The 19,349-nt window shown below is 59.7% G+C and carries 18 protein-coding genes and 1 tRNA gene; 15 read left to right on the top strand and 4 right to left on the bottom strand.

The genetic code is table 11. The features are described 5' to 3' along the window. Positions 1-5: 5 nt before the first annotated feature. The 7 genes from A3EC_RS0107145 (at position 6) to A3EC_RS0107175 (ending at position 6,321) form a co-directional block, all read left to right on the top strand. Positions 6-758, top strand: coding sequence for a 16S rRNA (uracil(1498)-N(3))-methyltransferase (locus A3EC_RS0107145; RefSeq protein WP_018024495.1), 753 nt, complete (start codon positions 6-8; stop codon positions 756-758). A gap of 78 nt (positions 759-836) precedes the next feature. Next, positions 837-1,844, top strand: coding sequence for a PhoH family protein (locus A3EC_RS0107150; RefSeq protein ID WP_026162288.1), 1,008 nt, complete (start codon positions 837-839; stop codon positions 1,842-1,844). Positions 1,845-1,846: 2 nt separating this feature from the next. After that, positions 1,847-2,407: an rRNA maturation RNase YbeY gene (gene ybeY / locus A3EC_RS0107155; RefSeq protein ID WP_018024497.1), complete on the top strand. Its 561-nt coding sequence runs from the start codon at positions 1,847-1,849 to the stop codon at positions 2,405-2,407. Then, positions 2,407-3,753, top strand: a complete 1,347-nt coding sequence (locus A3EC_RS0107160; RefSeq protein ID WP_018024498.1) for a hemolysin family protein — start codon at positions 2,407-2,409, stop codon at positions 3,751-3,753. The genes ybeY and A3EC_RS0107160 overlap by 1 nt, the downstream gene beginning before the upstream one ends. Positions 3,754-3,808: 55 nt before the next feature. Further along, complete coding sequence (era, locus tag A3EC_RS0107165; protein ID WP_051061043.1) at positions 3,809-4,756, top strand: GTPase Era; 948 nt, start codon at positions 3,809-3,811, stop codon at positions 4,754-4,756. A 21-nt stretch (positions 4,757-4,777) separates the two neighbouring features. Further along, positions 4,778-5,545 carry a DNA repair protein RecO gene (gene recO / locus A3EC_RS0107170; protein WP_026162289.1) on the top strand — a complete coding sequence of 256 codons (768 nt, stop codon included), beginning with the start codon at positions 4,778-4,780 and terminating at the stop codon, positions 5,543-5,545. A 101-nt stretch (positions 5,546-5,646) separates the two neighbouring features. Next, positions 5,647-6,321 (top strand): isoprenyl transferase, encoded by a 675-nt coding sequence (locus A3EC_RS0107175; protein ID WP_245532971.1) that lies wholly within the window; start codon positions 5,647-5,649, stop codon positions 6,319-6,321. A gap of 56 nt (positions 6,322-6,377) precedes the next feature. On the opposite strand, the gene A3EC_RS0107180 is transcribed toward A3EC_RS0107175, so the two are convergent. Continuing rightward, complete coding sequence (locus tag A3EC_RS0107180; protein WP_018024502.1) at positions 6,378-6,851, bottom strand: Fur family transcriptional regulator; 474 nt, start codon at positions 6,849-6,851, stop codon at positions 6,378-6,380. Between the two features lie 124 nt (positions 6,852-6,975). Here A3EC_RS0107180 and A3EC_RS0107185 point away from each other — a divergent pair, with 124 nt between their 5' ends. Genes A3EC_RS0107185 through A3EC_RS0107195 form a run of 3 tightly spaced genes read left to right on the top strand, consistent with a single transcriptional unit; the run spans position 6,976 to position 9,571 of the window. Continuing rightward, positions 6,976-8,361, top strand: coding sequence for a glycine--tRNA ligase (locus tag A3EC_RS0107185; protein ID WP_018024503.1), 1,386 nt, complete (start codon positions 6,976-6,978; stop codon positions 8,359-8,361). A gap of 18 nt (positions 8,362-8,379) precedes the next feature. Further along, the gene (locus tag A3EC_RS0107190; protein WP_018024504.1) at positions 8,380-9,063 is read left to right on the top strand and encodes a hypothetical protein; all 684 of its coding nucleotides are present in this window, start codon (positions 8,380-8,382) and stop codon (positions 9,061-9,063) included. 1 nt (position 9,064) lies between these two features. Further along, positions 9,065-9,571, top strand: coding sequence for a hypothetical protein (locus tag A3EC_RS0107195; RefSeq protein ID WP_018024505.1), 507 nt, complete (start codon positions 9,065-9,067; stop codon positions 9,569-9,571). A gap of 6 nt (positions 9,572-9,577) precedes the next feature. On the opposite strand, the gene A3EC_RS13105 is transcribed toward A3EC_RS0107195, so the two are convergent. Beyond that, positions 9,578-11,686 carry a TPM domain-containing protein gene (locus A3EC_RS13105; RefSeq protein WP_018024506.1) on the bottom strand — a complete coding sequence of 703 codons (2,109 nt, stop codon included), beginning with the start codon at positions 11,684-11,686 and terminating at the stop codon, positions 9,578-9,580. Positions 11,687-11,730: 44 nt separating this feature from the next. Between A3EC_RS13105 and A3EC_RS0107205 the strand changes: the two genes are divergently transcribed. After that, the gene (locus A3EC_RS0107205; RefSeq protein WP_018024507.1) at positions 11,731-13,035 is read left to right on the top strand and encodes a deoxyguanosinetriphosphate triphosphohydrolase; all 1,305 of its coding nucleotides are present in this window, start codon (positions 11,731-11,733) and stop codon (positions 13,033-13,035) included. Positions 13,036-13,049: 14 nt separating this feature from the next. Here A3EC_RS0107205 and A3EC_RS0107210 read toward each other — a convergent pair whose 3' ends face one another. Further along, positions 13,050-13,622, bottom strand: coding sequence for a ribonuclease domain-containing protein (locus A3EC_RS0107210; RefSeq protein WP_018024508.1), 573 nt, complete (start codon positions 13,620-13,622; stop codon positions 13,050-13,052). A 119-nt stretch (positions 13,623-13,741) separates the two neighbouring features. On the opposite strand from A3EC_RS0107210, the gene A3EC_RS0107215 reads away from it, so the two are divergent. From A3EC_RS0107215 to A3EC_RS0107230, 4 genes are all read left to right on the top strand, one after another. After that, the gene (locus A3EC_RS0107215) at positions 13,742-14,935 is read left to right on the top strand and encodes an NAD(P)-dependent malic enzyme (protein ID WP_018024509.1); all 1,194 of its coding nucleotides are present in this window, start codon (positions 13,742-13,744) and stop codon (positions 14,933-14,935) included. A 63-nt stretch (positions 14,936-14,998) separates the two neighbouring features. Then, positions 14,999-16,945: a DNA primase gene (gene dnaG, locus A3EC_RS0107220; RefSeq protein ID WP_018024510.1), complete on the top strand. Its 1,947-nt coding sequence runs from the start codon at positions 14,999-15,001 to the stop codon at positions 16,943-16,945. 106 nt (positions 16,946-17,051) lie between these two features. Beyond that, positions 17,052-17,123: transfer RNA gene (locus A3EC_RS0107225), tRNA-Asn, on the top strand. 132 nt (positions 17,124-17,255) lie between these two features. Further along, complete coding sequence (locus tag A3EC_RS0107230) at positions 17,256-18,512, top strand: glutaminase (RefSeq protein ID WP_018024511.1); 1,257 nt, start codon at positions 17,256-17,258, stop codon at positions 18,510-18,512. On the opposite strand, the gene thiD is transcribed toward A3EC_RS0107230, so the two are convergent. Then, on the bottom strand, positions 18,509-19,330 hold the full coding sequence (gene thiD, locus A3EC_RS0107235; RefSeq protein WP_018024512.1) for a bifunctional hydroxymethylpyrimidine kinase/phosphomethylpyrimidine kinase: 822 nt from the start codon (positions 19,328-19,330) through the stop codon (positions 18,509-18,511). The genes A3EC_RS0107230 and thiD overlap by 4 nt on opposite strands. Positions 19,331-19,349: the final 19 nt, after the last annotated feature.

A 19,349-nucleotide genomic window follows, 5' to 3' on the forward strand; every position in this document is an offset into this window, starting at 1 on the left:
TGCCCATGAGCCTGCCTGTTTTCATTGCGGACGCCTTGCCGGAAACCTTAGGGCCGCAGGGAGTCAGCACAGTGCTTATTGACGGAGCGGAAGGCCGACATGCTGCTACCGTCAAACGGCTCAAAGTGGGCGAAGCGGTTCAGTTAACAGATGGTCGTGACCGTCGGGCAACGGGCACCATCAGCGAAGTTCGCGGCAAAACAGCCATTGCAGTAGCAGTGACTGAGCTGGCGGATGTACTGCGACCAGGACCAGAAATCACCGTCGTGCAGGCGATCCCAAAGGGCGAACGCGGTGAGCTTTCCGTGGACCTGATGACACAAGCTGGCGTTGACCGGATTGTGATCTGGCAGGCGGCGCGCTGCATCGCCAGATGGTCCGGTCCGAAGCAAGAAAAGGGCCGAGACAAGTGGGCGGCCACTGCCCGCGAAGCAGCTAAGCAGGCCCGCCGATCCTGGATTCCAGAGGTCAGTGGCCCCGCGACGACTGCGGACGTCAAAAAGCTCATTGCTGAGGTGGATACCGCGCTGGTACTGCACGAAACCGCGGCGACCCCGCTGACACAGGTGCCGTTGCCGGAATCGGGGCATATTGTTCTGATTGTCGGGCCAGAAGGCGGCGTCACGGAGGAAGAGATCGCGGCTTTTACCGAGGCGGGCGCCCGAAGTGTGGTGCTGGGGCCACAGGTGTTGCGCAGTGCGGCGGCTGGGGCAGTGGCGTTGGGGGCACTGGGTGCGCTGACCCCACGCTGGGACTGACTCGGCAGTGATGGGTGCAGCTACCCGACTAAGCTTGAGAAAAACAATTACTAGCGAGTTAAGGCAGGCGAGTTCAAAATAGCAACGGACAGCCAAAATTCCACCGTCACCACCATCGTGCATTTGGAACCGGAATACGCACAGACTGTGTTAGGTATTGCCGACGCCAACCTGCGGGTGGTGGAGAATTTACTCGGCGCCGCTATCCATGTGCGCGGTACGAAAGTCACCGTCAACGGCAGTAAAGCCCAAACCGCGGTGGCTATCCGGGTGTTCCGGGAAATGCAGGCGATGGCAAAACGCGGCCATGAACTATCCCGCGAATCGGTCACCCGCCTGGTGTCGATGGTGTCGGCGGAGGCGCCACAGTCAGTGGCAGCGCAGTTAGCCGGGGAGATTATTCGCCGCCGAGGCAAAGTAGTGCGGCCGAAGACTGCGGGCCAAGCCGACTATGTCGAAGCGATTGATGACAATACGATTGTGTTTGGCATTGGCCCTGCCGGTACCGGTAAGACCTATTTGGCGGTTGCGAAAGCGGTGCAGGCGCTGCAGAACAAAGAGGCGGAGCGGATTATCCTGTCCCGCCCTGCAGTGGAAGCCGGGGAGAACCTGGGTTTCCTGCCAGGCACTCTCCACGAGAAGATTGACCCGTATCTGCGGCCGTTGCATGACGCACTGCGCGACATGATGGACCCGGAAATTATTCCGAAGCTGATGGAGTCCGGAGTCATTGAGGTGGCGCCGCTGGCATATATGCGTGGCCGTACGCTCAATAATGCGTTTGTCATCCTGGATGAGGCTCAAAACACCACCCCGGCGCAGATGAAGATGTTCCTGACCCGCCTGGGGTTTGGCACCAAGATGGTTGTCACCGGTGATATTTCGCAGGTAGACCTGCCTGGTGGGCAAAAGTCGGGGCTGCGGGTGGTGCGCCATATCCTCGAGGGGCTGGATGGGATTCACTTCGCTGACCTCGGCAGCGCCGACGTGGTGCGGCATAATTTGGTGTCGGCAATTGTCGACGCGTACGACCGTCACGACAATGAAACCGAAGCACGCAACAAGGCCGCCAAGAAGGGCAAATAGTCATGAGCATTGAGGTTTTTAACGAGTCCGGTGTCGGCGTCAATGAAGAATCGCTCATTGACGTTGCCAAATATGCGCTGACCCGGATGGACGTTCACCCAGCGGTGGAAATGTCGATCCATATTGTCACCTCGGACGTCATTGCGGACCTGCATCTGCGGTGGTTGGACCTGGAAGGGCCAACGGACGTGATGAGCTTCCCGATGGATGAGCTGACCCCAGGATCCGGCCGACCGGATGCGAAAACCCCAGAAGGGGCGATGCTGGGCGACATTGTGCTGTGCCCAGAGTTCGCTGCCCGACAAGCTGAGAAAGCGGACCACCCACTAGCGCATGAACTGGTGCTGTTGACGGTGCACGGGGTGTTGCATCTGCTCGGCTATGACCACATTGAGCCAGATGATGAGCAGCGGATGTTCGCACTGCAAAACGAACTGCTCAGCGACTGGTATGACGATATTGACCGCCGCGGCGTGGAGTTCCACGATAAGCCGATTAACCCAGGTGCCTTCCCGTCAGCCGCGGAGCGTGAAGCATTGGATGATGTGCTGGATGAAGAGTAATGGTCGTTGACCTCGGGATGCTAGCGGCAGTGGTTGTGCTGCTGACGCTGGCATCGATGATTAATATCACCGAAACCGCGGTCAGCTATGTGGCCCGCACCCGCGTCGAAGAGCTGCACAATACTGGCCATTCGGGGGCGCGGTCGCTGCTGAATGTGCTGGACCACCGCGCGCAGCACGTCAACCTGTTGGTTCTGCTGCGCACCCTGTGCGAAGTGTCTTCTGCCGTGCTGGTCACCGCACTAGCTATTGACGCCATTGACTCCTACCCATGGGCGATTGTGGCAGCCATTGTGTCGATGACCTTGGTGTCCTACGTCGGCCTTGGGGTAGTGGCCCGCACATTGGGCCGTCAGAACCCGTACACCATCTCCATGCGCGCCGCGATTGTGCTTTCCGGTTTGGCGCAGCTGATTGGGCCAATTTCGGGGTTGTTGATTCGTGTCGGTTCGGTGGTCACCCCAGGCGGCGGTTTCCGTGATGGGCCATTTGCCACCGAGATCGAGCTGCGCGAAATGGTCGACATTGCCCAGGAACGCGGCATTGTAGAGTCTGATGAACGCCGCATGATCCAGTCGGTATTCGATTTAGCGTCAACCACGGCCCGCACCGTGATGGTGCCCCGCCCAGAGATGGTGTGGATCGAGTCGACTCGCCACGCCGGTCAAGCCACCGCGCTGTGTGTGCGCTCGGGGCATTCCCGCATTCCCGTCATCGGCGAATCTGTCGACGATGTCCTCGGTGTCATCTACCTCAAAGACTTAGTGCAGCAGACCTATAACCTCACTGATGGTGGCCGTAGCGTCAACGTCACTGAAGTGATGCGCCCTGCGGTATTCGTGCCCGATTCCAAGAACCTGGATGATTTGTTGCAGGATATGCAGGTGGAAAGGTTCCACATCGCCATGCTTGTTGACGAATATGGTGGCATCGCGGGTTTGGTGTCCATCGAGGACATCTTGGAAGAGATCGTCGGCGAAATCGTTGACGAGTATGACCTGACTGAAACCGCTCCCATTGAAGATCTAGAGGATGGTTCTTTCCGGGTAGTGACAAAGCTAAGCTTGGAAGAACTGATTGAATTCTGGGAAGACCGGTATGGCGAGAACTTGGTATTTCCAGAAGATGTCACCGATGAAGTCGACACTGTTGGCGGTCTGCTGGCTTATGGCCTAGGCCGAGTGCCGTTGCCGGGTTCAGAAGTGCGGTTTGCTGGTTTGAGTTTTGTGGCCGAAGGCCACCGGAACCGCCGCGGCCGGATGCGTGTGACGCACGCACTTGTGACTGCCCACCCTGACCCATCGCCAGAAATCTTCGACGGAGAACACGAGGACCGCAATGACTGAATCTGATCAATTTGACCTGTCGGAGTTCAACACCACCGACGGCGTTGCCATCGACATGGACGACATCGGCGACCTTGCCGGGACGGCGGACCAGTTTGCCGCGCCGGAAGACTTCCGGTCGGGGTTTGTGGCTTTCGTCGGCCGGCCAAACACCGGCAAGTCCACACTCACCAATGCTCTGGTGGGGCAGAAAATTGCGATCACCGCGAACCAGCCGGAAACGACCCGGCACCCAATCCGTGGTGTGGTACACCGCCCGATGGCGCAGCTTGTGCTCGTCGATACGCCCGGTTTGCACCGGCCGCGCACGCTTCTCGGTAAGCGTCTGAATGAGGTGGTTGAAGACACCTACTCTGACGTGGACCTGATTGCGCTGTGCATTCCGGCGAACGAAAAAATTGGTCCTGGTGACCGATGGATCCTGGAATCGGTGCAGAAGCTAGCGCCGAAGGTGAAGCTGATGGGCATTGTCACCAAGATTGACCAGGCGGGCCGGGACCAAGTCGGTATGCAGCTGATGGAACTGCATGCGCTGCTCGGCGGTGAATGCGAAGTGGTGCCAGTGTCCGCGAAGGACGCGGCGAACTTGGACACCCTCGTCGACGTGGTGGCAGAGCAGCTTCCGGAAGGACCGAAGTTCTACCCAGATGGGCACGTGACGGATGAGGGCACCGAAAAGCGCATGGCCGAGCTGATTCGTGAGGCCGCGCTGACGGGGCTGCGCGATGAGCTGCCACACTCGGTGGCCGTCGACATTGAAGAGGCACATCCGGATGAAGATAAACCACATGTGATGGTTGTCCGTGCGGTGATTTATGTGGAACGTTCGGGACAGAAGATGATTCTGCAGGGCCGGGACGGCAACCGGATGCGGTCAATTGTGCAGCGCGCCCGGAAAGAAATCATGGCGCTGCTGGACAGTTCCGTATTCTTGGACCTGCACATTAAGGTGCTCAAGGACTGGCAGTCTGACCCGAAGCAGCTGGGCCGACTGGGCTTCTAGCTGGGGGTTAGCTGGTTTTCTATGCGTGGGTATCGGGATCGAGCGCTGGTGGTCCGCCGCTATCAGCTCGGTGAAGCAGACCGCATTTTAGTGCTGCTGACCCAGGACCATGGGCTGGTGCGGGCGGTAGCTAAAGGTGTGCGCCGCACTCGCAGCCGATTTGGCTCTCGGCTTGACCCCTTCACCGACATTGACGTCCAGCTTTACCCCGGCCGCAGTTTAGCGACCATCACTCAGGCCGACACCGTGGAAACCTGGGCGGCGGCCATTGTGGATGATTACCCGAAGTACACCGCAGCCTGTGCAGTACTTGAGTCGGCGGAACGTTTTGCCGCCGAGGTGCATGGCCCACAGCATGAATTGTGGCAACTCACGCGGGCTGCGTTGGCTGAAATTGCCCGCACCATCCGGATGCCGGCGCTGGTGCTGGACTCCTACTTGCTCAAAGCGATGGGGCTTGCAGGGTGGCAGCCGTCGCTGGTGGACTGTAGCCAGTGCGGCGCGCCGGGCCCACATACCGCGTTTCATGCGCCCAGCGGTGGGGCAGTGTGTGTGCAATGCCGACCACCAGGCGCCGCAACTCCGCCACCGGAAGCTGTTCGGTTGATGTGGTGGCTGGCCAATGACGCGTGGCCCGCTGTCGATGCAGCCGCAACTGAGCCAGGATTTATGGATATTGTCGCGCGCGCTCGGACGTTGGTGCAGGGTTTGGTGCAGTGGCATTTGGAACGCGGAGTGCGGGCACTGAACTTCGTTGAGGTGCAGATGCCTGGCACAATGAACACGTGAGTGAGGAACAAGTGACTGAGCAGCACGCAGCAACTTCCCCGGAATCCCATCCGGCATTGACGATTCCGCAGGAGTTCATCCCGAAGCATATTGCGCTGGTGATGGATGGCAATGGTCGATGGGCGCAGGAACGTGGCTTGCCGCGCACCGAGGGCCATAAACGTGGCGAACAGGTGCTGATGAATGCGGTAGATGCCTGCCGGGAACTGGGCGTGGAGTACCTGTCGGCGTATGCGTTTTCGACGGAGAACTGGCGGCGCTCCCCGGATGAAGTCCGCTTCCTCATGGGCTTTAATCGCGATGTGCTGCGTCGTCGGCTCGATGAGCTGCACAGCAAAAATGTGCGCGTGCGCTGGGCTGGCCGCCGACCGCGACTGTGGCGGGTGGTGATTCGGGAGCTCGAGCGGGCCGAAAAGATCACGGCGAATAACACCGGCCTGACCTTGACGATGTGCGTTAATTATGGCGGCCGGGCCGAAATCACTGATGGAATCCGTTCGCTTGTTGACGATGTGCAGTCTGGGAAACTACGCCGACTCGATATCACCGAGGACGTAGTGAGCCGCTACATGTATGTCCCAGAGATGCCAGATGTCGACTTGTTTTTGCGGCCATCGGGGGAGATGCGCACCTCGAATTTCCTGCCGTGGCAGTCGGTGTACGCCGAGATGGTGTACCAGCATGTGCTGTTCCCGGACTTTACCCGCGAGCACCTGTTTGATGCGGTGAGCGAATTTGCGCGCCGCGACCGACGTTTCGGTGGCGTGAAAAAATAACCCCGTGCTAAATAACCCCGTGCCGAAGTAGCGGCGCGCACACGGCCGCTACTGGTCTACTTCTTCTCGTCCTCGGAGCATTCGGCACAGACGCCGAATACTTCGGCGACATGGCCAGTTTTGGTGTAGCCGTTTTGCTCGGCAAGTTGTTCCGCCCAGGCTTCCACTGGGCCACCGTCGATTTCTACGCTGGCGGAACATTCCGTGCACACTAGGTGATGGTGATGTTCATTGCTCTCGCAGAACCGGTATTTTGCTTCCCCTTGCTGGTTGAACAAAACGTCAACAAGCTCTAAATCGGCCATGGCCTGCAACGTCCGGTAGACGGTAGCCAACCCCACCTTGGTGCCCTGCGAGAGCAATTTATTGTGGACCTCTTTGGCCGACAAGAAACGTTCTTCTTGGGTGAGAACCTGGTAGACGGCGTCGCGCTGCTTGGTATTGCGGGCTCCCAGGCGCGGGGCCTTCTGCTCGGAGCGGTCGACGCCCTCAGGACCAGTAGCTGAAGCAGGAGACGAAGCAGATGACATTGTTGATACCTCAAACTTTCACTTGTCAAAAGAATACGTCGGCCTGACTGCATCGGTGCAATCGGTGACAATATAGGGTTGTTCGTGTATGTCTAAACGCTAAGTTGGATGAAGGAGACGCCCCGTGGCTGACAAGTCGATTGTCGATACCGTTGCAAACCTGGCCAAGCGCCGAGGTCTGGTCTACCCCTGTGGTGAGATCTACGGCGGTACTCGCTCTGCCTGGGACTACGGTCCACTCGGCGTAGAGCTGAAGGAAAACATCAAACGCCAGTGGTGGCGCACCTTCGTACAGGCACGCGCCGACGTTGTCGGCTTGGACTCGTCCATCATCCTGCCGCGCCAAGTGTGGGAAGCATCCGGCCACGTGGCAACCTTCACCGACCCACTGGTCGAATCGCTGCACACCCACAAGCGCTACCGCGCTGACCACCTGCTGGAGGCCTACGAAGCTAAGCACGGCCACCCACCAGCAAACGGCCTGGCCGACATCAACGACCCAGAAACCGGCCAGCCAGGTAACTGGACTGAACCAAAGCTGTTCTCCGGCCTGATGCGCACCTACCTCGGTGCCGTCGCTGACGAAGAAGGCCTGGCATACCTGCGCCCAGAAACCGCGCAGGGTATCTTCACGAACTTCAAGAACGTGATGACGACCTCCCGTGTGAAGCCACCATTTGGCATCGCGCAGATTGGTAAGGCGTTCCGTAACGAAATCACCCCAGGTAACTTCATTTTCCGTACTCGTGAATTCGAGCAGATGGAAATTGAGTACTTCGTGCCGGAAGACCAGGCAACCGAGAAGTTCGACGAATGGGTCGACGCGTGCTGGAACTGGTTCGTTGACCTGGGTATCAACCCAGAGAACATTCGCAAGTTTGATGTGCCAGACGGCGAGCGTGCCCACTACTCCAAGCGCACCATTGACTTCGAATACCGTTTCCACTTCAAGGGCAACGAGTGGGGCGAACTGATGGGTGTGGCCAACCGCACCGACTACGACCTGGCATGCCACACCGAGCACTCCGTGGAAGACATGCGCTACCACGACCAAGTCACCGGCGAGAAGTACCACCCATGGGTGATTGAGCCGTCCTTCGGCCTGACTCGCTCCCTGATGGCCTTCCTGGTTGACGCATACGACGAAGAAGAAGTGCCAAACGCCAAGGGCGGTACCGATACCCGTACCGTGCTGCGTCTAGACCCACGCCTGTCGCCAATCAAGGTCGCGGTGCTGCCACTGTCGAAGAAGGACACCCTGACCCCAACCGCAGAGAAGATTGCCGCTGACCTGCGCAAGCTGTGGAACGTCGACTATGACACCTCCGGTGCGATTGGTCGCCGTTACCGCCGCCAGGACGAAATCGGTACCCCATTCTGCGTGACCGTCGACTTCGACTCGCTGGAAGACGGCGCTGTGACTGTCCGTGAGCGTGACACCATGGCCCAGGAACGCGTGGCTATCGACCAGCTGCAGTCCTACCTGGCTGCCCGCCTCGTCGGCTGCTAAAGGCGAAAGGAAGCGCGCATGACGGAGCCGGACAAGGACCTGGAGCGGGACCTCAACACGAACCCTGAAACCCAGGAAGATCCGTACACGGATCTGCCGCAGGCCGCGAAGCTGCCGGATTACGGCATTTACCGCGATGGCGATGCCATTGTGGAAGCGTGGCGCTTTGACGAGCAGTCCGCGGCCGACGGTCGTACCCACGCGACGCTGATTGCCGCGTCCGGCGACGCCATTGCCACGGTGTCCTCTGGTGAGGGCACCGCCAGCGTGAACACCGATGAAGGCTCGTGGGAAGTCGACGCGCCAGCTGCTGGCCCGTGGACTATCACCCCGATTGGTGGCGAAGCCATCACTGTGACATCGGCCCAAGCCGTCAAAAAGCTCACTGACGCAAAGAACTTTGCGGTCTCAGGTATTGGTGACGGCATGGTGGTGACCCGGGAATCGTCCTCGCAGTTCGTATTTGAGACCGTGCATGGCGAAAAACTGGGACAGTTCACCTCCGCGGACCGCGCCGTGCGCAACCCACGCATCGAGTTCGACACCGACGCTGGCCGAGCCCTGGATACCGACGCCAAGATTGCCGTCGCATTTATCGCGCGGCAGCTTATCCACGCGCGGACCGTCTCATCTCGGACTATCGTGATGTGGGTACTGGTCTTTTTGGCAGTAATCGCGTTTCTGTTCTGGCAGGTGGGATAAAATGTCGCGGTGGCAGTGGCAAAACAAGCAGCTTATTGACGAAACGGGCCGCTGTTTGGCCACATACTCCCGCGACCGACTCACCGTGCTCGCTGACGGGCACGAATTCGTATTCAGCGCGGACCGGAAATTTGGTCCCCGACTGGACGTCACCATGGACCTGCCAGTGACGCTCACGCGCCCCGCCACTGGGGAACGCCTAGAGTTGCTGCCGTGCTCGGTACGCACCATGGGACTGACGACATCTCGACTGTCTGTGCAATGCGGCGACCGCGGCTATGTCATTTCCCGGAAGAAAATTGTGTCCGTGGCCATGCCGATTGCCGGTTCCGACAGTGCCGGCGGGGAAGTGCAAACCGTGGCGCATTGGCAGCGCCACCGCGTGAACCGACAAGTGGGGATTTCCTGGGTCGGTGACCTAGCGGACACGGAGCCGCAGTTTGTCGACCGACTGTTCTTAGCGTGGGTGCTGCGCCTGGCGTATGGGCCAGGCGACCTGCGGGTGTAGCTGCGGTTAGAAGCGGCCGGAGAAGCTGCCGCCGCCACCTCCGCCACCGAAGCCACCGCCACCGAATCCTCCGCCGCCGAAGCCGCCGCCGCGGCCGCCGCTGTTCAAGATGCTGTTGAGCACCGCACCGGCGATGAACGCCCCAGCGTTGGAACCACCACGGCGGCGACGACCGTAGCCATAGTCGTAGCTGCCGTATCCGGCGAATTGCTGCGCATCAAAGTTTCGGATGTCGCGCTGCGCACGACTGGTCGCATCCTTCGCGGCGCGCTGCGCTTCCTGCGCGGCCCCAATAGCGCTGTGGAGGTCGCCAGTGCTTTCCAACCGCAGCGCATTGTCGAAGTGCTGATTAGCGGTGTGCAGCGACGTACGCGCCTTGCCGCCAATAATCCGCCCGCGCGAGGAAATCAGGTCGTCTGCAGCACCAATCTGCGCGGCCGCATCATTTTTCAGCTTGCCAAGCAGCTGCATGCTGCGCTGTTGGTCCAGCTTGGCGTCCTGCGCCTCTGCCAAGGCAATGTCCAAGGTGGCGTCAGCGTCTAGCAGCGTGGAGTATGTCTCCAGTGGCTCTTGTTCGCCACGGTTGCGGGCGTCCGTCAAGGCAGCGTCCGCAGCCTTCCGCGCCGCACCGAGCTTGGCGACGTCAATGGTCGATCCTGGGCGTTGCGCATCCATGAGCAGGGCATCGGCCTGCCGGATCTCCTCTGCCACCTCCTGAATCAGGCTGTCCATCTGGCGGCGTGCCTCGAGGATGCGTTCTTCCGCACGGTCCACGTTGTCCATGTTGGTGGCAGCTTGATTCAAGGCAGTTTCTGCGGCGGTCAATGCGTCCAAAAGCCCTGCCTGCTGGCCGGCTGGCTGCTTACGGATTTCTAGGGCAGTGTTCAACGCATCGTCGGCTTCATGCAGCAGCTCTTCGGCCACCTCGGGGTTATCGGCGATGGAAGCCAGCACGTTTTCTTGGTAGCGCTGCTTCAAACCGTCGAGGGTGGTGCGCACCTGGGGAAGGCGGCTGGTGTGTGCCACCAGCTGCTGCGTCAGTTCCGTGTATTTGCTGTCGCTGTTCAGCATCATTTCGCGCATCTTGCCGAACTCTTCAGTTTGGCTGTCCAGCGCGTCATCGGCGGTACCGCAACGATTAATGATGGTCACCATCATGTCGCGGCGCTCCTGCTGGCTTTCCGGGATGGAATCGTCAAGGCGCTGCCGCAGCTGAAAACCTTCCGCCAACGCTTGGCGGGACTGGGCAAGGGCCTGCGACAGTGGGCGAGTGCGCTCCGGGCCGAATTCCGCGGTAGCCATCTGCAGTTCAGTTTCTGCGCGGCGAATGGATTCGTCGGTGGAGGCCAATTCTTCCTTGGACAACTCGTCAAGGACATCGACATCGAGCTGGTGCAGTGCATTGGTATCAGCAGGGTTGATATTCCGGGCGTCGCCGACTTGCGCGGTCGTGCGGCGTTTACGGTTGCGGCGAGCCCACCAGAAGGCGCCGCCACCGACGACCGCAGCGCCACCGGCACCGACAGCAAGAGGCACGGCGTTGAAGTCATCGCCATGTTGTACCTGGTTAATCGCTGCTTGTGCCGCCCCAGCCCAATTCTTCGCCCGCAGGTCGGAAGACATGGCCGTACCAATTTCTTGCGCTTCGGACTGGCTTAAATCGGCGCCGCCCTTGACGGTGTAAAACCCATCTTTCACCGCGACTGCAACGAGCACGAGGTTGTCGGCTGCGTTGGCATCATAGGCACGCTGGCCCCACGTATCGGCGGATAAACCATCGAAGCTATCGACGAAAACGATGAAAACCATTTTCCCGGTATCGGCTTCGGTCTCGGTAATCCGCGCTTCTAGGTCGCTAATATCGGAGTCGCTGAGCACCCCGGATTCATCAGTGACGGACTGGCGGTAAAGCTGCGGCGCGGACGCTAACACGGTGTGCTGTCCAGCGGGCATGCTGACTTCGGTAATTCCCGCGGCGGGGGTCTGCGCCACCGCGCCCGGGAAAGCGCCCCAAGCCGCGCCGCCGATGCTCATGACCGCTCCGATACCGGCAGCTGCACCGACTCGAATCAAAAATGGGGTTGACGTGGAATTTTTGTCAGCAACATGTCGCATGCATCCCACAATAATCGCAATTGCTCAGGCACAATTGGTTCATCATGATTCCGTACCGTTATTCTGCCGAAGACCAGGCCCGTTTCCTCGATAGCGAACAGAAAGCATCGCTGCTACCTGGGTTGTCGGAAAACCGGGCTGAATTTTCCCGCGACCGCGCCCGCGTCCTGCATTCAGCTGCGCTGCGCCGACTTGCCGACAAAACCCAGGTCGTTGGCCCGCACGATGGCGATACGCCCCGCACTCGGCTCACCCACTCGCTGGAAGTCGCCCAGATTTCGCGAGGGATCGCGGCGGACCTTGGTGCCGACCAAGACCTCGCAGAACTGGCAGGCTTGTGTCATGACATTGGTCACCCGCCCTACGGCCACAATGGGGAGCGCGCCCTCGACGAGTTCGCTGCCGAATGCGGCGGATTTGAAGGTAACGCGCAGACCCTGCGAATCCTGACCCGCCTAGAGCCAAAAGTCCTGGACAATCAGGGCGACCCCCGTGGCCTGAACCTGACTCGCGCGGCCTTGGACGCAGCCTGCAAATACCCGTGGACCCGCTGGAATGACGATGGCAGTATTCGTCGCAAATATGGCGCCTACGACGAGGACGCCGACGTATTGGCCTGGATCCGGGATGGGGCGCCAGGGGAGCGTCGCTGTTTGGAAGCGCAAATCATGGACTGGTCAGACGATGTCGCCTATTCCGTGCACGATGTGGAAGACGGCATTGTTTCCGGCCGCATTGATCTGAACGTGCTGTGGGACACCGTGGAGTTGGCGGCGTTGGCTGACCGCGGCGCGCAGGCTTTCGGTGGTGATGCCGCGGAGCTGGTGGAAGCTGCCGGTCGGCTGGCGGATCTGCCAGTGGTGCAGGCCGCCGCCGAGTTCGATGGGTCATTGCAGGCAGTGGTGGCACTCAAGCGGATGACGTCAGAGCTGGTGGGCCGTTTCGTCACTGCGTCGGTGTCCGCAACCCGCCAGGCATGGACAGCCGCTGGCGGCGACCCCGATGCCGGTATTGGCCGCTACGCCACGGATTTCATTATCCCGCCGATTGTGGAGTCGGAAGTCATCATTTTGAAGTCCATCGCGGTGCTGTATGTGATGGATTTGCCGGCGCATACCACCCGTCAGCAGCGGGAACGGGACCGGATTTTCCGGGTGGGCGATTATTTGTCGGCAGGCGCGCCGGGCACGTTGGACCCGGTTTTCCAGGCTGCGTATATCCGCGCGGCTGAGGCCGGCGATGAGCTTGCGTGCCTGCGCATTATTGTCGACCAGATTGCTTCGCTCACTGAGTCGCGTCTGGAGCGCTTGGATAAGCATGCTTTCGGCATCACCACTGCGTGGGGTTAGCCGGTACGGGCCACTTAGCCTTCGGCGTCAGTGATTTCGCAGAAGGTTTCAAAGTGGTCGAAGGTGAAGTACCACGTGTCAGGGTCAGTTTTCGTGCCACCTCCGACAACAATGCGCCACGGTCCGCGGTGATTCAGCCCCGGTTTTTGCACGGTGTATTCGCGGTAGTAGCTGCTCTTTTCCTTCGGCAGCAGCCCTTCGTAGTTGCCGAAATGTTTCCCATCTTCCGGGCTGATCATCGGGTCGCCCGCCAGAATCCCCTCAATCTTCACTTCCGCTTCGGCAGGCAGTTCCACCAGGGGACACACCCCGTCGTCGGCATTGCTGGGGTGCACTTTGGGGCTTGTTGACGGTTTGGGGCCCGGTTTTCGGGCTGTTGATGACGTCGCGCTCGACGCTGAACTTTCTGCTGTGTTTGCCTGATCTGCGTTATCGGCATCATGAGAGGTGGCTTGTTGCGTTCCGAAAGCTGCGGCTAGCAGCGCCAAGATGACAGCGGCGGCGCCACCGCTTTTCTTCAAAAAACCGCCGCTTTTACTTGTGCTGCCGTTGTGTGGAGTGGGGTGTTCGGTGCCGCGTGGTGCCATGCGTTCTAGTGTATCGCGCGGGTTTCGTCAGCTAGCTCGGTGGTAAAGTCGCAGGGTGACGTGCCTACCGCGGGTGCGGCCGACAATGCGCCGGTGAACTGCGCATAAGAAGTGAAGCTGTGACCAACAACTTGCCTGCAGGCATTACCGACGAAGAGATTTTCAGCGCCCACCGAGGCGGCAAACTAGAAGTCAGCTCGAAGCTGTCGCTGGAAAGCAAACGTGATCTGTCCGTTTCGTACACCCCTGGTGTTGCCCGAGTATGTTCGGCCATCCAGGACGATCCTGACTTGGTGCGGGAACTGACGTGGGCTGGCCGGAATGTCGCCATTATTTCGGACGGGTCAGCAGTGTTGGGTCTGGGCAATATTGGTCCAGCCGGTGCACTGCCGGTGATGGAAGGCAAAGCACAGCTATTTAAGACCTTCGGTGACCTGAACGCTGTTCCGATTGTGCTGGGCACGCAGGACTTGGAGGAGCTGGTGCAAGTCATTACGGCGCTGGCGCCATCGTTCGGCGCGATTAATCTGGAAGACATTTCCGCGCCACGGTGTTTTGAGCTCGAGGAGCGCTTGACTTCAACGCTGGATATTCCGTTGATGCACGACGATCAACACGGCACCGCCGTGGTGACGACTGCCGGGCTGGTTAACGCTTGTAAGCTCACCGACCGAGCTCTCGGGGACCTCCGCGTAGTGATTTCTGGTGCAGGCGCTGCTGGCGTGGCCATTACCCGGATGCTGCTCAAGGCCGGAGTCCAGGACATCACCGTGCTGGATTCACGTGGCATTATCCACAAGGATCGGTCGCCGCTTAATGAAGTGAAGCAGGAGTTGGCGCAGCTGACGAACCCACGCAATCTGCACGGCGATGCTGGCGTTGCGTTGCGCGGCGCGGATGTATTCATTGGTGTGTCCGCCGGCACGATTACCGAGCAGCAGCTCTCTGGCATGGCACCGGAACCGATTTTGTTCTCGCTAGCTAATCCGGACCCAGAAATTCCATATGCTCTGGCAGAAAAGTACGGCCGAGTCATTGCTACTGGCCGGTCGGATTTGCCGAACCAGATCAATAATGTGCTGGCGTTCCCGGGGATTTTCCGTGGTGCGCTTGATTCTGGTGCCCGCCGCATCACGCCGTCGATGATGCTCGCAGCGGCTGAAGCGATTGCGGGCATTGTCGGTGATCAGCTTGCAACGGATTACATTGTGCCGTCGCCGCTGGATGATCGAGTCGCTGGCACAGTCGCTGCAGCGGTGGCGAAGGCCGCGAAGCTGGATCCAGCTGCAAAGGTTCGGGTTGCTGAAAAGTAGCCGGATTCATCTGAGTCCACGCCCACTCAGCTGGCGACTTCGCGCAAGTCTAGAGTGGCACCTATGAACGCAGCGCCGCAACGAAAAGGTCGAATCCCTGATTCGGACATTGCGGCGATCCGGGATCGCACCGCGATTGAGGAAATCGTCGCCGAATATGTGCAGCTCAAACCCGGTGGCGCCGACTCCCTGAAAGGTTTGAGCCCGTTCAAGGACGAGCGGACCCCCAGCTTCCATGTCCGCCCCAATCACGGCTACTACCACTGCTTTTCCACGGGCAAAGGTGGCGATGTCTTCAACTTCCTGATGGAAATGGAGCACCTCAGCTTCCCAGAAGCTGTCGAGGCCTGCGCGGACCGTATTGGCTACCGCATCAATTACGAGGGCGGTGGCCCAGTCCGTCAAGAAGCAGGCGGGAACCGGCAGCGACTGCTCGCCGCAAACCGGGAAGCACAACGCTTCTACGCCACCCAGCTGAAAAGCGACGAAGCGGAAACGGCGCGGAAGTTCCTGCAGGACCGTGGCTTCAGTGGGGAGCAGGCGCAGGAGTTCGGCTGCGGCTACGCCCCCGACGGGTGGGACACCCTGACAGTGCACCTGATTCGCCTGGGCTTCGACTTTAAGGAACTGGAAGCGGCTGGGCTGTCCAAAATGGGGCGGCGCGGCCCAATTGACCGTTTTCACCGTCGACTGCTGTGGCCAATCCGAAACCTTGCGGGCGACGTGATCGGCTTCGGCGCCCGCAAACTCTACGACGACGACAATCTGGGCAAGTACATGAACACCCCAGAGACGATGCTGTACAAAAAGTCGAAGGTGCTTTTTGGCCTTGACCTGGCGAAGAAGCAGATTGCCGAGCAGCACCGCACCGTCATCGTGGAGGGCTACACAGACGTGATGGCCATGCACGCTGCCGGGGTGCAGACGGCGCTGGCGTCCTGTGGCACCGCTTTCGGCGATGAACACCTGAAGCTGATTCGCCGCTTGATGCTCGACGACAACTACTTCCGCGGTGAACTGATCTACATTTTCGACGGTGACGAGGCGGGGCAGAAGGCAGCACTGCGGGCATTTGAAGGTGACCAGCTGTTTACTGGCCAGTCCTATGTCGTGGTGATGCCCGATGGTATGGATCCGTGTGACCTGCGCCTAGAGCGTGGTGATGCTGCCGTGCGCGACATGTTGGAGCGCCGCGTGCCGATGTTCGAGTTTGTGGTCAAGCATGTGCTCGCGGACTACGACCTCGCCACACCCGACGGTCGGATTCAAGCGCTGCGCCGTACCGTACCGATTGTGGCCGGCATTCGTGACCGTTCCCTGCGCGATGAATACGCCCGGCAGCTTGCAGGTTGGGCTGGGTGGCCAGACACGGTTGAGGTGGTGCAGCGGGTGCGGCAGGAAGCCAAACGCGGTCCGCGTAAGGCCCCAGAATTAAAGCGCCGCAAGGAGCTTGTTGACGATAACCAGCTCGGCGGGGCAAGCGCCAGCGGCGGCGCAGTAATTGCGATGCCGCGGCCAAACCCGAAGGACCCACACCTGTGGGTGCAGCGTGAGTCGTTGAAGCTGGTGCTGCAGGAACCGGCAGCGACGGCCAGCTATTTCGATCAGTTGCCGACGGATGTATTTGGCGCGCCGGTGTATCGCCAGCTTGCAGAAGCAGTGTTGGCGGTTGGTGGAGGCGCCGGCGGGGCATCGCTTGGTTCGGTGGCCTACTTGGAGGCAGTGTCCGCGCAGGTGGGCGATCCGATGCTGTCTTCGCTGGTATCAGAGTTGGCGGTGGAACCGCTCTATGTGGCGCAGGATGTGGAGAATCTGGAGCCCTATGCCGGTAGTGTGCTGGCGCGGCTGCAGGAATCGTGGGTGTCCGAGCAGATCACGCAATTGAAGGCGCGGCTGCAGCGGATGCGCCCCGATGATGACCCAGAACAGTACAACCAGGTGTTCGCAGATTTGATGGCGTTGGAGCAGTATCGGCGAATTCTGTTGCAGCGGGCCAAAGGTGAGGGATAGCCGCGCCAGTCAGGGGCGAATTTCACCGCTGTGACCTGCTGATTTGGTGGCCGCGCTGGTTGAGGTTAAAGTAATGTCTCGTTGCCAGGACATCGGCAATGAACATTCCCCCATAGCTCAATGGCAGAGCATTCGACTGTTAATCGAAGGGTTACTGGTTCGAGTCCAGTTGGGGGAGCAAGTCACCAGGTCAGAAGATTTTCTGCCTGGTGTTTTTGCGTTAATGGCCCAATGCGTCCATTTAGTGTCCATTAATCTGCTGTAGAAGCGTAGCCTGGAAACTATTGCCTAACCACGAAGGAGTTTCCACTTGCGCACACCAGTTCAGGACTATCTGAAGAAGATGCTCGACGTTGCCCGCCCGAATATTTCGGGTTCGCGGGCGTCGTATATCCCTGAACTGCGTGACGCAACGCCGGACCTCCTCGGGATGGCTATCTGCACCATTGATGGCAACATTTACTCCGCTGGTGATGACCAGGAAATGTTCACCATCCAGTCCATCTCCAAACCCTTCATGTACGCATTGGCGTTGAAGGACCGCGGTTTGGACACGGTGATGGAAACCGTCGGTACGGAACCGTCTGGCGAAGACTTCAATGAGTTGTCCCTTGAAGGGGACACGAACCGGCCGATGAATCCGATGATTAACGCGGGCGCAATTGCCGTGAACCAGTTGATTAACGGCGAAGAGTCCACGACTGAGGACCGGATAGCGCTCATTTTGGAGTTCATGTCGGACCTGGCCGGCCGCGAGCTGGAAATCGACCACGGTCTGTGTGAAAGCGAATTCGCCGGGGCGGACCGTAACCTATCGCTGGCGCATATGCTGCGTAGCTACGGCATCATCAACGACACCGCCCATGATGCGGTCTTCAGCTATGTTCAGCAGTGCTCGATTTTGGTCAACGTCCGTGACCTCGCAGTCATGGGTGCCACCTTGGCCAACGGTGGCGTCCAGCCGCGTACCGGCAAACAAGTGCTAAAGCCAGAGATTTGCCGCCAAGTGCAGTCAGTAATGGTGTCAGCTGGGATGTACAACGGCGCAGGGCAGTGGCTGTTTGACGTTGGTATCCCGGCGAAATCTGGTGTCTCCGGCGGTATTTTGGGAACGCTGCCTGGCCAGTTGGGCATTGCGACGTTCTCGCCACGTCTAGATAGCAAAGGCAACTCGGTTCGCGGTGTCCGAGTGTTTGAGCAGCTGTCGAAAGACATGGGGCTGCACCTCATGGCCACTGAACCGTTTGGTGGTGATGCGCTGCGTGAGATCACTTCCGATGGCTACACCACCACCATCCATGTGCAGGGCACATTGAACTTCTCTGCTGCCGAGGAACTGCTATGGGAAGTGCTCCCTCGGGAACTGCCCAATGAGCGCATTATTGTCGATTTGACGGAGGTGCGGCGCGCCCGCGTTGCTGGTAGCCGAATCCTGCTGGACGGCATCACTGCGCTGGAAGAATCCGGTGCCGACGTAGCCGTCTACGACCCACATTTTGTGCTGAAAACACACGAGCGGGAAGACGGCACTGACATTGAGATCGTCGACAATTTGCCGGTTCGCTAAGCCTCAGCAGCCCACAACGTCGCAAAGTGGTTCACCGGCCCGTGCCCACGCCCAACGTTGAGGTCATCCGCGGCGCGCAACGACTCGGTGAGCCACTGTTTGGCTTGCGCCACTGCCTGCGCCCAGTCCTTGGTCTGTGGGTACAGCGCAGCGACGGCAGAGGATAGGGAACAGCCGGTGCCGTGCGTGTTACGGGTATCGACACGTGGCGCTTCCAGTTGAGTGACTTCTCCCTCTGGCGACACCAATGCATCGTAGACAGTGGTGGAGTCTAGGTGACCACCCTTGGCAAGCACCTGAACATTGTAGCGCTCAGCCACGGTTTTCGCCTGGTCAATAACATCCATCCAGGTTTCGGCCGGTTTGCGCTTGGCCAGCACCGCCAGCTCCGGCACATTCGGGGTGATGAGGTCCGCGTCGGGCAAAAGTCGGCGCAGTGCGCTTTCGGCTTCCGCGGACAGTAGTCGGTCGCCAGAGGTGGCCACCATGACGGGGTCCAAAACGACGGGACCATGGTGAGTGTTGCCCAGCCACTCGGCGACGGTGTCAATGATGTCGGTGGTGGCCAACATGCCAATTTTGACGGCATCAATGGTGACATCATCAGAGACAGCTTCAAGCTGCTCTTTCAGGAACTCGACCGGTGGAATATGCACCGACCGGACGCCCTCGGTGTTCTGCGCAACGAGGGCGGTGACCACTGCCATGCCGTAGGCGCCATTGGCGGCGAAGGACTTCAGGTCGGCGTGGATGCCAGCACCGCCAGTGGGGTCAGTGCCGGCAATGGACAGGACGCGGGGAATCTGTGGGGTGCTCATGACCCCAAGCGTAGGCGAA

The organism is Corynebacterium ulceribovis DSM 45146 (assembly GCF_000372445.1).
GTDB classification, from domain to species: domain Bacteria; phylum Actinomycetota; class Actinomycetes; order Mycobacteriales; family Mycobacteriaceae; genus Corynebacterium; species Corynebacterium ulceribovis.

What these genes read in the sequence shown, in the direction of transcription:
- A3EC_RS0107145 (WP_018024495.1), top strand. Translation starts at nt 6, where the DNA reads ATGAGCCTGCCTGTTTTCATTGCGGACGCCTTGCCGGAAACCTTAGGG.
- ybeY (WP_018024497.1), top strand. Translation starts at nt 1,847, where the DNA reads ATGAGCATTGAGGTTTTTAACGAGTCCGGTGTCGGCGTCAATGAAGAA.
- A3EC_RS0107160 (WP_018024498.1), top strand. Translation starts at nt 2,407, where the DNA reads ATGGTCGTTGACCTCGGGATGCTAGCGGCAGTGGTTGTGCTGCTGACG.
- era (WP_051061043.1), top strand. Translation starts at nt 3,809, where the DNA reads ATGGACGACATCGGCGACCTTGCCGGGACGGCGGACCAGTTTGCCGCG.
- recO (WP_026162289.1), top strand. Translation starts at nt 4,778, where the DNA reads ATGCGTGGGTATCGGGATCGAGCGCTGGTGGTCCGCCGCTATCAGCTC.
- A3EC_RS0107175 (WP_245532971.1), top strand. Translation starts at nt 5,647, where the DNA reads ATGGATGGCAATGGTCGATGGGCGCAGGAACGTGGCTTGCCGCGCACC.
- A3EC_RS0107180 (WP_018024502.1), bottom strand. Translation starts at nt 6,851, where the DNA reads ATGTCATCTGCTTCGTCTCCTGCTTCAGCTACTGGTCCTGAGGGCGTC.
- A3EC_RS0107190 (WP_018024504.1), top strand. Translation starts at nt 8,380, where the DNA reads ATGACGGAGCCGGACAAGGACCTGGAGCGGGACCTCAACACGAACCCT.
- A3EC_RS0107195 (WP_018024505.1), top strand. Translation starts at nt 9,065, where the DNA reads ATGTCGCGGTGGCAGTGGCAAAACAAGCAGCTTATTGACGAAACGGGC.
- A3EC_RS13105 (WP_018024506.1), bottom strand. Translation starts at nt 11,686, where the DNA reads ATGCGACATGTTGCTGACAAAAATTCCACGTCAACCCCATTTTTGATT.
- A3EC_RS0107205 (WP_018024507.1), top strand. Translation starts at nt 11,731, where the DNA reads ATGATTCCGTACCGTTATTCTGCCGAAGACCAGGCCCGTTTCCTCGAT.
- A3EC_RS0107210 (WP_018024508.1), bottom strand. Translation starts at nt 13,622, where the DNA reads ATGGCACCACGCGGCACCGAACACCCCACTCCACACAACGGCAGCACA.
- dnaG (WP_018024510.1), top strand. Translation starts at nt 14,999, where the DNA reads ATGAACGCAGCGCCGCAACGAAAAGGTCGAATCCCTGATTCGGACATT.
- thiD (WP_018024512.1), bottom strand. Translation starts at nt 19,330, where the DNA reads ATGAGCACCCCACAGATTCCCCGCGTCCTGTCCATTGCCGGCACTGAC.